12 protein-coding genes and 2 rRNA genes are annotated in these 12,185 nt (G+C 68.2%); 6 read left to right on the plus strand and 8 right to left on the minus strand.

The genetic code is table 11. The annotated features are described in order from the left end of the window. The 3 genes from D7X12_RS10405 to D7X12_RS10415 all read left to right on the plus strand — a co-directional run. A 23S ribosomal RNA gene (locus D7X12_RS10405) occupies positions 1-1,932 on the plus strand; the annotation flags it as partial. A gap of 176 nt (positions 1,933-2,108) precedes the next feature. After that, positions 2,109-2,225, plus strand: a 5S ribosomal RNA gene (gene rrf / locus D7X12_RS10410). A gap of 221 nt (positions 2,226-2,446) precedes the next feature. Further along, the gene (locus D7X12_RS10415; RefSeq protein ID WP_193345998.1) at positions 2,447-2,890 is read left to right on the plus strand and encodes a hypothetical protein; all 444 of its coding nucleotides are present in this window, start codon (positions 2,447-2,449) and stop codon (positions 2,888-2,890) included. A 10-nt stretch (positions 2,891-2,900) separates the two neighbouring features. Here the strand turns inward: D7X12_RS10415 and D7X12_RS10420 are convergent, their stop codons facing one another. Then, a complete protein-coding gene (locus D7X12_RS10420) occupies positions 2,901-3,101 on the minus strand; it encodes a SlyX family protein (RefSeq protein ID WP_120625115.1) in 201 nt (66 codons plus the stop codon). 30 nt (positions 3,102-3,131) lie between these two features. On the opposite strand from D7X12_RS10420, the gene D7X12_RS10425 reads away from it, so the two are divergent. Beyond that, positions 3,132-3,431, plus strand: a complete 300-nt coding sequence (locus D7X12_RS10425) for a tetratricopeptide repeat protein (RefSeq protein WP_120625116.1) — start codon at positions 3,132-3,134, stop codon at positions 3,429-3,431. Between the two features lie 3 nt (positions 3,432-3,434). Here the strand turns inward: D7X12_RS10425 and D7X12_RS10430 are convergent, their stop codons facing one another. The 3 genes from D7X12_RS10430 to D7X12_RS10440 form a co-directional block, all read right to left on the minus strand. Then, the gene (locus tag D7X12_RS10430) at positions 3,435-4,346 is read right to left on the minus strand and encodes a tetratricopeptide repeat protein (protein WP_120625117.1); all 912 of its coding nucleotides are present in this window, start codon (positions 4,344-4,346) and stop codon (positions 3,435-3,437) included. A 66-nt stretch (positions 4,347-4,412) separates the two neighbouring features. Beyond that, positions 4,413-4,757 (minus strand): DUF7577 domain-containing protein, encoded by a 345-nt coding sequence (locus D7X12_RS10435; RefSeq protein WP_120625118.1) that lies wholly within the window; start codon positions 4,755-4,757, stop codon positions 4,413-4,415. Positions 4,758-4,909: 152 nt separating this feature from the next. Beyond that, positions 4,910-5,332: a hypothetical protein gene (locus D7X12_RS10440; protein ID WP_120625119.1), complete on the minus strand. Its 423-nt coding sequence runs from the start codon at positions 5,330-5,332 to the stop codon at positions 4,910-4,912. 216 nt (positions 5,333-5,548) lie between these two features. Between D7X12_RS10440 and D7X12_RS10445 the strand changes: the two genes are divergently transcribed. Next, a complete protein-coding gene (locus tag D7X12_RS10445; RefSeq protein ID WP_120625120.1) occupies positions 5,549-5,737 on the plus strand; it encodes a hypothetical protein in 189 nt (62 codons plus the stop codon). Between the two features lie 83 nt (positions 5,738-5,820). Here the strand turns inward: D7X12_RS10445 and D7X12_RS10450 are convergent, their stop codons facing one another. From D7X12_RS10450 to D7X12_RS10465, 4 genes are all read right to left on the minus strand, one after another. After that, the gene (locus D7X12_RS10450; RefSeq protein ID WP_120625121.1) at positions 5,821-6,651 is read right to left on the minus strand and encodes a hypothetical protein; all 831 of its coding nucleotides are present in this window, start codon (positions 6,649-6,651) and stop codon (positions 5,821-5,823) included. Then, positions 6,648-7,424, minus strand: a complete 777-nt coding sequence (locus D7X12_RS10455; RefSeq protein ID WP_120625122.1) for a hypothetical protein — start codon at positions 7,422-7,424, stop codon at positions 6,648-6,650. The genes D7X12_RS10450 and D7X12_RS10455 overlap by 4 nt, the downstream gene beginning before the upstream one ends. Next, positions 7,424-9,580 (minus strand): TonB-dependent receptor, encoded by a 2,157-nt coding sequence (locus D7X12_RS10460; RefSeq protein WP_244224477.1) that lies wholly within the window; start codon positions 9,578-9,580, stop codon positions 7,424-7,426. The genes D7X12_RS10455 and D7X12_RS10460 overlap by 1 nt, the downstream gene beginning before the upstream one ends. A gap of 187 nt (positions 9,581-9,767) precedes the next feature. After that, a complete protein-coding gene (locus D7X12_RS10465; RefSeq protein WP_120625123.1) occupies positions 9,768-10,211 on the minus strand; it encodes a hypothetical protein in 444 nt (147 codons plus the stop codon). 205 nt (positions 10,212-10,416) lie between these two features. Between D7X12_RS10465 and glpD the strand changes: the two genes are divergently transcribed. Beyond that, positions 10,417-12,120, plus strand: coding sequence for a glycerol-3-phosphate dehydrogenase (glpD, locus tag D7X12_RS10470; protein ID WP_120625124.1), 1,704 nt, complete (start codon positions 10,417-10,419; stop codon positions 12,118-12,120). Positions 12,121-12,185 lie beyond the last annotated feature (65 nt).

A 12,185-nucleotide genomic window follows, 5' to 3' on the forward strand; every position in this document is an offset into this window, starting at 1 on the left:
ACCCAGACCGACAGCTAAGGCCCCCAAATCTAGTCTAAGTGAACACTAGAAAGGATGTGGCAGGTCATTGACAACCAGGAGGTTGGCTTAGAAGCAGCCATCCTTTAAAGAAAGCGTAATAGCTCACTGGTCAAGACAGGCCGCGCCGAAAATGTAACGGGGCTCAAGACTAGTGCCGAAGCTTCGGGTCATGTACGTCAAGCGTACGTGGCGGTAGGGGAGCGTCCCAGTTGCAGCGAAGGTAGACTGAAAAGGCTGCTGGAGCGACTGGGAGTGCTGATGCCGAAATGAGTAGCGATAAAGGGGGTGAGAAACCCCCTCGCCGTAAACCCAAGGTTTCCTGGGTCAAGTTAATCTTCCCAGGGTTAGCCGGGTCCTAAGCCGAGGCCGAAAGGCGTAGGTGATGGCAAGCAGGTTAATATTCCTGCGCCATCTTGCAGGCGTTGAACTGAGGGAGGACGGAGAAAGCTAGGCGAGCTGACCGGTGGTTGTGTCAGTCTAAAGACGTAGGGGTGTCGCGTACGATTAAAGGCGCGGCAGCTATCCCCGAGATCCCATGGCGCCCCGCAAGGGGTAAGTCGCTGATGCTCTGCTTCCAAGAAAAGTCCCGCAGGGAGTCTGCAGGGTGTCCGTACCGCAAACCGACACAGGTGGGTGAGGAGAAAATCCTAAGGCGCTTGAGAGAACTCTCCTCCAAGGAACTAGGCAAATTTCCACCGTAACTTCGGAAGAAGGTGGGCCTCTGGTAGGTGTAGGCGTACAGCCGAAGCCGAGAGAGGTTGCAGAGAAATGGCGGTAGCGACTGTTTACCAAAAACACAGGACTCTGCGAAGGCGACAAGCCGACGTATAGGGTCTGACTCCTGCCCGGTGCTGGAAGGTTAAGGGGATTCGTCAGCCGCAAGGCGAAGCGATGATCCGAAGCCCCAGTAAACGGCGGCCGTAACTATAACGGTCCTAAGGTAGCGAAATTCCTTGTCGGGTAAGTTCCGACCTGCACGAATGGAGTAACGACTTCCGCACTGTCTCGGAGAGGGACTCAGCGAAATTGAAATAGCTGTGCCGATGCAGTTTACCCGCAGCAAGACGGAAAGACCCCGTGAACCTTTACTACAACTTGACAGTGACACTAGGGATTGGCTGTGTAGGATAGGTGGGAGCCTTTGAAGCCGGGCCGCTAGGTTCGGTGGAGGCAACGGTGAAATACCACCCTGCTGATTTCTGGTGTCTAACCATGTCTCGTCAGCCGGGACTGGGACACTGTCTGGTGGGTAGTTTGACTGGGGCGGTCGCCTCCCAAAAAGTAACGGAGGCGCGCGATGGTTCCCTCAGCCCGATTGGAAACCGGGCGTCGAGTGCAATGGCATAAGGGAGCTTGACTGCGAGACCGACAGGTCGAGCAGGTGCGAAAGCAGGTCATAGTGATCCGGTGGTCCTGAATGGAAGGGCCATCGCTCAACGGATAAAAGGTACTCCGGGGATAACAGGCTTATCTCCCCCAAGAGTTCACATCGACGGGGAGGTTTGGCACCTCGATGTCGGCTCATCGCATCCTGGGGCTGGAGCAGGTCCCAAGGGTTTGGCTGTTCGCCAATTAAAGCGGTACGCGAGCTGGGTTCAAAACGTCGTGAGACAGTTTGGTCCCTATCTGCTGTGGGCGTAGGATACTTGAGAGGCTCTGACCTTAGTACGAGAGGACCGGGTTGGAGGCACCGCTGGTGTACCAGTTGTCTCGCCAGAGGCATCGCTGGGTAGCCATGTGCCGATTGGATAACCGCTGAAAGCATCTAAGCGGGAAACCGACCTCAAGACCAGGTATCCCGGGCGCAAGCCCCTGAAGACTCGTGGAAGACTACCACGTTGATAGGCTGGGTGTGTAAGCGCGGTAACGCGTTAAGCTAACCAGTACTAATAAGTCGAGCGGCTTACTTTCCCCCTTCTCTTGCATGCCCCCTAACCGGGGAGTAAGGGACTCGGGGCCAAGGCCGAGGCCACGACGCGAAGCATCGCGTCTGCCCGGAAGACAGCTGTTTCACTCTTCTTCAATGAAGAGGCTTCACTCAAGCAGAAGCTTGCAACTTACCCTTCGTATGCACCGTCAATCGCTTTTCCGGTGGCAATGTCGGAGGGGTCACACCCGTTCCCATCCCGAACACGGAAGTTAAGCCCTCCAGAGCCGATGGTACTCCGCGGGAAACCGCGTGGGAGAGTAGGTCGCTGCCGGATTCTTTTTGAGCAAAGCCCCTGGTGCCGCAAGGCGCCAGGGGTTTTTGCCTTTTGCGGGCTCAATGTCTTGCCTGGCTTTCGGTCCCAGGGAAGGCGTTCTTCCTCACGGATTGATCCGGCGTGGTGCGAACTTACGCGGCATGCCTTTGAGGCTGGCCTGGCCCTGTCTGCTTTGCTTGAGTGGCGCTCCTTCCCCCTCTTGCTGGACAGGAGCCTTTCGCATGCATCTGCTTCGAATCTACGCCGCTGGTCTGCTCGCGCTGGGTTTCCTGCTCGCGCCTGCCCGTTCTGATGCCGCAGCTGGCGTTCGCCTTGGCGTGGGTGCGGACTACTGGGTGGACACCAGCGCCGCGTTCAACTTCACGCTGGGCGTTGAAGGCCACGTCGCGGGGCCCATCTTCGTGGGCGCTCGCTTCGGCGCGGTGCTGGTGACGGACGGCAATGTGATTGGCGTTCCGTTGGACATCTCCCTGCGCGCGAACATCGGCCGGACCGTCTACATCGAGGGCCTGGCGGGTCCGTGGATCTTCTTCAAGGGAGACGCCTTCAAGGCCCACGCGGCTTTCGGCTTCGGGCTCCAGGGCAAGGCCGCGAGCATCGGTGTCGAGGTGGGCTACCTCGACCCGAACCCCATCATCGGACTGCGGCTCGGCTACAAGTTCTGAGGGCCAGGTCTCAGTAGTGCGGCGGGCGCTCCTGCTGGCGGGCGTCCACCAGCCCCGGCTCGGCCTCGAGCTTGAGCTTGAGCCGGTCCAGCTCCGAGCGGAGCGTGTCGATGACACGCCCCTGCTGGTAGAGCACCTCGCTCAGCTCCTGCAGCAGCTCCTGCTGCTGCGTGTAGCGGATTTCCAGCTCGACCAGGCGCTTGTCTTCCATTGCCGTCTTCTCCGCAGGGGAACCTGCCCCATGAATACCCTCGAATACCTGCAGCGCGCCCGTGAGTTGCTCGGGCGGGGGCAGCCTGAGCTCGCGGAGTCCGCGCTGAGTGACGCCATTGATGCCGCCGTGGCGGCGGAGGACCTGGTCCTCCTCACCCAGGCCCGGTTCGCCCTGGGAGAGCTGCTCTTCCAGCAGGGCCGCGATGAAGAGGCAATCCCCTTCCTCCAGGCCGTGGTCCGGACTGAACGGGCGGATGGCTCCGTGGATGCGCCGGTCATCGCGGCCGCGCGGATGCTGCGACAAATCCGAGGGCAGGAGCCGCGCTGACCGTCAGGGCAGCCGGCACAATTCGCGGATGGCATCCATCCGCTGTGGGAAGCGCCGCTCCAGGTCCGTGCGCGTCTGGCGGGCTCCTTCAATCTTCCCAGCCCTCACCTGGAGCGTGCACAGCGTCGCCAGGGGGCGCGTGTCGGAGACATCCAGGCGGTCTGCTCGGCGCAGGGCCTCCTCGGCGGCGTCCGCGTTCCCCAACTGGAACCAGGCGAGCCCGAGCTGGAGGTGGCCCTCCGTCAGCTTCGGGTCCGCTTGCACCGCCTGCTGCAGGAGCTTCACGGCTTCGCGGCTCCGGCCTTCCCGGGTCAGCACCTGACTGCGCTCCACCAGGAGCCTGGCCTGGGGCAGCCTGCCCTCCAGCGCATCGAAGACCTTCAGCGCTTCGTCGGGCTTGCCCAGCCGGCTGAGCATCCGGCCGTAGCGCACTCCGACCCTGGCATCGCCTGGGACCCGCTCGTGGGCGCGGGCCAGGGCCTGGGTGGCGCCTTCGAGGTCGCCCTTCTCCTCGCTCAGGTCCGCTCGGAGCAGCTCCGCCCGGGCGTCATGGGGGGCCAGCCTGGCGGCCTTGCTCAAGGACTGCTCCACGCAGCGGCCCATGTGCTCCAGGTCGCAGATGCGCGCGAGCAGGAGCTGGGTTTCCACCGAGGTGGGGTCCCTCCGCTCCGCCTCCAGGGCCAGGTCGTGGGCCTCGGCTGGTGCTCCTTCGCGCAGGAGTTCGGCCGCCGTGCGCAGGTCCTGCGCCGTGGCCTTGTCGTTGGTCTTCAGGGGCACCAGGAAGCGCAGGCGGCTTGGGGTGTCTTCCGTGGCCTGGGCGATGGCCAGCTCCTGCTCCGGCATGTTCCGGGGGAGGAAGAGGGGGATGACGTGGATGGCGAGCGCGATCGCGGACACCCAGAGCACGCCTCGCATGCCCTGGCTCCAACGCCGTTCGCGACGCTCCCCTGGAACGGTTGACGGCTCGCTCATGGCGGGTCCCTAGACGGCTCGCAGGTGGGGGCGCAGGCCCGAAGGCAGCTCCAGCCCGCAACTCCAGCAGAGCTCGAAGTTGGCTGGAATCTCCTCACTGCACCGGGGGCACGTCACCGAACGGTTCGCGGCCTCCTGGTTGGCCTGCAGCTCGGAGAGGACCTGTCGGCCGGTCTCCATCTCCTGGGGCCACAGCCAGAGCTCCACCCAGGCCTCGGTGCTGGGGATCTCCCCGCTCAGCGGTACCAGCGACTCGCCACGGATGTCGACCGAGAGACCGGCCGACTCCAGGGCTCCCGCCAGCATCCGCGCCTCTCCGACCGTGCGGTGCACGGAGAACTGCACGCGCTTCATGCTACGTGTCTGTCAGAAGCGGGCCGCCGGGGCAACCGCCCGCGGTCGCTCCCCTGCTGTCCCCGCTTATCGCTCCCGCTCCGGCTTGTTTCGCGGCAAGCACCGGCCGTCCCCTTCGGGGGCCCCGTGTGGGCCGCTGTCATTCGCTGTCGCTATTCATCATGGCGCAGCTGGTGTGGCAGGACGGCATGGGCGTGGCGGGGTGCGCGGGCGTGGAGCTCCGCGGTCAGCAGTGCGTCCAGCTCCGCGAGCAGGCGATCATACCCGCCCCCGGCGCCCTTCGCCGGCAGCCAGTCGGTGGCGAGCCGCACGCGCGGGGTCTCCTCGTCCTCGAAGGCGAGGGTCACCGCCAGCCCCTCGGGGCCTCCGGCCTGGGGCACCAGCGCCGCGGGCTCCGGCTCTCGCTGCACCCTCTCCAGCAGCGGGGTCAGCCGGTGGATCTCCTCCGGGGTCAGGTCCCGCTCCACCACGGCTTCGCCCTGCTCGAGGACGCGCAGGTGCTTCAAGCCCTCCACCCGCAGCGCCTGCGCGCCGGTGTTGGTCCGACCACTGCGCTCGTAGGTCACCGTCTTCACGCGCGTACCTCCCTCGGTTCAGGAGTAGGCATCCGCCTTCTCGTTCGCATCCAGGAAGGCAGATACCGGCCGCTCCTGCCGCTTGAACGTGGCTCCGAGCGACCGATGTCCGACAGTGCAGGGCGCCCCCCGGGTCCCTGCGTTTCCAGAGCGGGCCTCCCTACCCTGCTCCCTGTCCTGGCGCGCATGCCTGGACACACGGAGGCCTTCGAAACGATGAGCAAGAACAAGAACCCCACCCCCAATGACCAGCGCTCCAACACCAAGAACCCCGAGCGCCCGGAGCACAAGGCCGCCCAGGACAACCGCGCCAACCAGATGAACCCGCAGCGGCCCAACACTCCGACCCCCGCGACGCCGACCGGTGGCGGCATGCCGGGCGGCACCGACCCGATGAAGCGCTGAGGCACCCTCCGCGCAGCGTCCGTCGCTCGTGGTGAGGAGAGAGGCCGGCTTCCTGTCCGCCGGCCTCTCTTGCTTCCTGGCGACTAGCGAACGCGCGGCGAGCACTCGCCTTCGCCGCGGTAGTGGCCCACGGTGCGCACGAGCGCCGTCACGAAGTCGCGCAGGGTGCGCACGCTGCCCGCGCCCCCCGTGCCGTACTGGTTCGCGGGCAGCGACGTCAGGTCCACGGTACCCAACTCATCGAGGGTGACCTCGCCGTCCGGGCCCACCACTCCGATGCTGTCCGCGGCGGCGATGGCGTCGAAGCGCATCTTCGCTTCGGGCGACTGGAGGTCGTCGAAGAACAGGTGGTCGCCGTGAAGGGTGAGCTGCACCGTCTCCGTGCCGCCCTTGGGGACCGTCACGCCGGTGCCGATGTCCTCGTTCTGGCAGCGCTCGTAGAGCGTGTTGGTGGGGAAGCCCCAGCGGAAGCGCTTCGACACGGTGCCCTTCGTCGCGGTGCCTTCGACGTACACGGACCAGCCCTGGGTGTTCATCCGCGTCACGTCCTCCGCGTCCGCGTTGCCGGCGGTGGCGTCCGGGGCGGGGGCGATGGCGTAGCTCACCTCGTCCCATTCCTCGGAGGCCAGGTCGGTGAAGGCCGCGACGTTCACCGGCCCCGGGCGGTGTACGTCGTAGACCTTCGCGGGCGCCTGTTCGGCGGCGATTTCGCCCTCGCGGTTGGCGACCTTCAGCTCCCCCAGCTTCACGAGGAACTTGTCGTAACGCACGCTCCAGCCGTCCTCGAACGCGGAGGCGGGGATCTGCTTCTCGATGAAGTCCTCGCCGTACGCCGTGAACGTCACGTTGCCCTGGCCCGACGAGCAGGCCATGAGCCCCAGGCACGACACTCCCATCAACCACTGCTTCTTCATTGCGCTGCTCCTTCCACCCACGTCACGACGTAGGCGCTGGTGTCTTCCACGCCGCGCACCAGGGCGTTCTGCGCCTGGCTGTCAGCGGGGAAGGTGGAAATGCCAGCCGCGTCCGGTTGCGACGCGGTGGCGAAGTCGATGCGGCCCACCCACTTCCCCAGGTCCACCGCGATGCTCACGGAGCCGGGCTCCTGCTTCAGCTCCCGCTCGAAGCGCACGCCTTCAATGGCTGCCTTGGGCAGGTCCACCGCCGCGTCGAAGCGCACCGTCGCCCCCGTCGCGTGCGTGGCCGTTCCCCGCACGTGCACCTGATGGCCGCCCAGCAGGTTCTGGGTGTCGGTGGCCGCCGTGGGCGTCGCGAGCGTCAACTCCAACGACCCGTAGGAGCCCGTCACCGCGTTGGCGCTGCCCAGGTCGCTGCCCGCGAGCAGATCCACCGTCTGGACGTTCAGCACCTCTCCCAGCGCGTCTCCAGGGACGTAGTGGCCGGGGTGCGCGTGGGCGGTGCCTCCGATGAGCGAATACCAGTCGAAGCGGGGGGCTCGGGAGAGCAGCACGCGGCCCTCGAAGAAACGCACCGCGCCCACCGAGAGCTGGACTGCTTCCGGGGTGACGGTCCAGCCGTGCTCGTTGGGGCCGGTGGGCAAGGTGGCGCTCATCGCGACGCCGAACGTGCGCCGCTCCGCCTCGGTCTTGGCGCCGTCGCCGCAGCCCAGGCTCATCAGGGTCGCGGCCGCCGCGAGCGTGCGCAGCAGGGCAGGGGAGTGGGACATCACAGGTGGACCTCCAGGGTGAGCGCGGCCGTCCGAGGCGACCCCGCGGTGAAATGTCGGGCCGGCACGAGGCTCGGCGGGGTGGATGGGTCGAAGCGCGAGCTGTAGACGAACTCACCGTCGCGCCAGCGCGTGTTCAGCAGGTTCATCACGTCGAGCCGCAGCGCGAACGCGCCCCTGCGCAGCGCCACCTGGGCGTCCGCGAGGAACACCGTGTGGCTGAACTCGTCGTAGGGCAGCGGCCGGGGACCGATGAGGGTGAGGCCCGTGCCCAATGACAGCACGGCGCCCAGGCCCGACAGCGGGCGCTCCCAGCCAAGGTCCGCTCGTGCGACCAGCGGCGCGAAGTAGGGCAGCAGCGCGTCTGTCTTCGTCACCGTCGCGTGGGCCACCGTGGCGCTCAGCGCGGCGGTGAGGCCCGGGAGGGGGCGCGTCTGCAGCGCCGCGGAGACGCCAGTGCGCAGCGTCTCTCCCGTGAACACCGTGGTGCCCACGGTGTGGTCGAAGAAGAAGTCGTCCGCCACCTGCGAACCGAAGAGGCTGGCTTGAAAGGACAGACGCTCGCCCTCTCTGCGGGTGCCCAGCTCCGCGCCGTGCACGTTGACGAAGGGGGCTCGCTCTGCCTCCGAGAGGCTTCGGGCCTGGGGGGAGCGGAAGCCGTCGCCGTAGCTGGCGAAGAGGGCCCAGGTGTCCGTGAGCGCATATTCCACGCCGGCCTTCGCGCCCCAGTGCACCCCGAAGGCGCTGCGCGAGTAGCCCTGCCCGTCGTAGAAGCGCGGGTCGCGGAAGGCGAGCGCGTCGAAGACCTCCACGCCCAGCGCGTCGGCGCGGCCTCCCAGACGGAAGGCCCAGCGGCCCAGGGGGAGACGGGCCTCGGCGTAACCCCAGACATCCGTCTGGGTGATGTTCGCGTCCACTTCGTCCGCGAAGAAGGTGCCGTCCGTCTCCCGGTAACGGCGTTGCGTCTGCTGGATTCCGTCGCGCCTTGCTCCGAGCCCCAGCTCCAGCGAGACGGGGTGGCCCCAGAGGGAGACCTGCCGGCGGTGCTCGGCGCGCAGGCCCAGCGTGGAGCCTCCGTTCGTCTGTTCGAGCCCGTCACCCCGGTCGTCCACCCGGTAGCCGGTGAAGTTGTTGCGCAGCCGCAGGTCCGAGAGGATTCCGAAGGCCTCCAGCCGCGTGCGCGCCGTGCCCTCTCGCGGCAGCTCCACGCCGAGCAGGAGCTGGTGCCGGGACACCGTGCCGCCCTGACGCGGGAAGGAGCCGGAGTAGAACGTGCGCCGGCCTGCTTCCAGGTCGTCCTCGCGCACGACACCGGGCGAGTCGAAGCGCGTGACGTAGCTGCCCGCGAGCACTCGCGCGCTCAGGCCATTGCCGAGGTGGACGTTCGCCTGGGCGAGGAGGGACGCGCGGCCGTGGCCCCGCTGCGGGCCGAAGCCGTTGGACTCGCCGAACTCCGCCGCGGCGAAGGTGCCGGGGTCCTCACCCGGACGCACCGTCACGACGAGCCGGCGCTGGCCGAACTGGCCCAGGGTTCCCGCGAACTCCACGCCCGGGTCCCTCGCGCCCAGCTCCATCCGCACGGTTCCCGCGACCGCGAAGTCTCCCTGGAACGCGCGATAGGAGCCCTCCGTCACCTCCAGCGAGTGGACGAGCTCCGGGATGACGAAGTTCGTGTCCGCATAGCCGAGCGCGTGGATGTGGCTCACCTCGTTGACGGGCAGGCCTCCGACGTTCAGCTCCACGTCCTGGCCGTGCAGCGCATCGAAGCCTCGGAGGAAGAGCTGCTGTGCCTTGCCTTCGCCGCTGTGCTGCGAGGCCACGAGGCCCGGCACCACGCGGAGCACGTCCACCGCGTTCCTGCGCGGTGCCGTGTCGAGGATGTCCCGGCCGATGGTCACCTCCGAGGCGCTTTGCGCAGGACGCGTCCCTCGCACCACCGTGGCCCGCTGCTTCGGGCCTTCTTCCGGGAGCGGGGCTTCCGCCGCGGGCGGCTCGGAGGGGGCGGGTGCTGCCTGCTCCGTGGGCGGTGCTTCCGGGGCCGGCTGCGCTTCGGTTGGCAGCTGTGACGACGTCACCTCCGTCACCGCGGGGGGCGGCACGGGGCTCGGCATGGCTTGAAGGCACGTCGACAGCGTGGCGAGCGCGAAGGGCAACATGAGCACGGGAGACATCGGCACGAGGAAATGGCGACACGTCCCTGGCGCGCGTCTCGGCGCACACCTGGGACCTGGGAAGAAGACTGCCGGGACGACATGCGCTCACGGCCCACGCCTGGCCCGGATGGCCAGACGGGTCTCATGCTCGCGATGGGTCCTTCCGGAAGTGCGGAGGGGCCTGGTTTTTCTATGGGCCCTGCGGCATCGCCGGGGACCGCCACCGCTGACCCGGCCGCCACTGCGGCGCTCGCGCTGGCGCCACCGACCACGACACCCACCGCGACGCGGGTGGCAGGAACACCGTCCAGCTCGCCGCCATGGCCAGCAGGTGCTCCACGGAGCCCGTCAGGTGCTGGTGGCCGTGCCCGTGCTGGCCTTCGTCGTCAGCCCCGTCCGGAGACCCGGGGGCTTCACCTGGGGCGGATGGCTCGTGCTCCGCGCTCGGCTCCGAGCTCGCCTCCGAGCTGCCGGGGCGGTGGACGTGGCCTTTCGCCCCAGGCACGTGGGCGTGCCCCTCCAGCCCGCCGCCGTGGCCCACCACCGCATGCAACACGGGGGCGACCGCGAGCCCGTACACCAGGACCATCAGTCCCAGGCAGGCCAGGTCGCGTCGGTCTCGGGAGTCCCACACGGTCGTTTGTTCGCGAAAGGCGTCCAGGACTGCGAGGGAAAGACGGAGCCCGCCTGCCTAGCCGTCGGCCTCTGGACACGCAAGCGCCCCCTCCCGAGCGCTGTTCGACACTCCCCAGGCCTCCGTGCCCCCTTGCCCGTGGACCGCTTGACGCATTGCATTGGAATCCGCTGCGGCGGAAGACTTCCCGTCATACACTCTGGGGGTGCGTTCCGAATCCGCCGTGCTCCGTTCGCTTCCGTCCTCCACGGGTGAGACGCCCGCGCCACCGCCTTCGCGGGCCGAGCGCCTGCGCGCGCTGGGGACCGAGCCCTTCGACCTGCTCGTCATTGGCGGCGGGGTCACCGGCGCGGGCGCGGCCCGGGACGCGGCGCTGCGCGGGTTGAAGGTGGCGCTGGTGGAGCGCGAGGACTTCGCCAGCGGGACGTCCAGCCGCTCCTCCCGGCTCATCCACGGCGGGCTGCGCTACCTGGAGCACGGCCACCTGGGGCTCGTCTTCGAGTCGAGCATCGAGCGGCGGCGCCTGCTGCACCTGGCGCCCCACCTGGTGCGCCCGCTGGCCTTCGTGTGGCCCGTGTACGAAGGCGCCCGGGTGCCTCGCTGGAAGCTCAACGCGGGCCTCATGCTGTACGACGCCCTGTCGCTGTTCCGCAACGTGAAGGCCTATCAGCGGCTGTCGCTGAAGCAGCTGCTGGAGGCCGAGCCGGGCATCCGCTCCGAGGGGCTGAAGGGCGGCGCGCGCTACTACGACGCGGCCACCGACGATGCGCGCCTGACGCTGGCCAACGCGCTGAGCGCGAGCGAGGCGGGCGCGGTGGTGCTCAACCACGCGTCGGTGAAGCAGCTGGTGTTCGCGGACGGCAAGGCCACGGGTGCGCGCGTGGTGGATCACCTGACGGGCGAGGAGCTCACCGTGCAGGCTCGCGCCGTGGTCAACGCCACCGGGCCGTGGAGCGATGAGATCCGCCAGCTCGATTCGGGGACGACCCGCAGCGGGCCCACGGTGCGCGGCAGCAAGGGCGTGCACATCGCCGTGCCCCGCTCGCGTCTGGGCATCCAGGACGCGCTCACGCTGCTGTCCCCCGTGGATGGCCGCGTGATGTTCATCCTGCCCGCGGACGCGTTCACCATCATCGGCACCACCGAGACGGCCACCCGCGCCCACCCGGCCGAGGTGCGCGCGAGCGAGGCGGACGTGGCCTACCTGCTCACGTCCGCCAACGCGTTCTTCCCCGACGCGCACCTCACCCGCGATGACCTGGTGAGCGCCTGGGCCGGCATCCGGCCGCTCGCCGCCAGCGGCTACCACGGCAACACCGACGCGGGCAGCGCCAGCCGCGAGCACGCCATCGACGTGAGCCCTTCCGGCGTGCTGGCCATCAGCGGCGGCAAGCTCACCACCTTCCGCGTCATGGCCCGCGACGTGGTCAACGCCGTGGAGCGCCACCTCGCGCTGCCCCACCGCAAGTCCACCACCGACGTGCGTCCCCTGCCCGGCGGCGACATTGCCCGGATGGACGCGGAGCTCGCGGCGGCCCGCCAGGAGGTGGGCGACGCCGCCACGGGCGACCACCTGGTGCGGGCGTACGGCAGCCGCTGGCGCGCGGTGTGGGCGCTCACGCGCGAGACGCCGGCGCTGGCCGAGCCGCTCGTGGACGGGCTGCCCTACCGCTGCGCCGAGGCCGCGTGGGGCGTGTCCCACGAGATGGTCCAGACCCTGGCCGACCTGCTCATCCGCCGGCTCAAGGTCGCGTTCGAGACGCGCGACCAGGGCCGCGCCGCCGCCGCGCGGGCCGCGGTCGTGATGGCGCCGCTCCTGGGCTGGGACGCGGCGGAGACCGCGCGTCAGCTGGCGACCTACGACGTGGACGCCCAGCGCATCTTCGGCGTGGACCCCGCGGACGCCTGACACCCCGACGCGCCAGGTCGTGCGCCGGGATGTTGGATGGGAGCGGTTTCGCGCGCGGCAGCGTT

The organism is Corallococcus sicarius (assembly GCF_003611735.1).
In the GTDB taxonomy this organism is placed as follows: domain Bacteria; phylum Myxococcota; class Myxococcia; order Myxococcales; family Myxococcaceae; genus Corallococcus; species Corallococcus sicarius.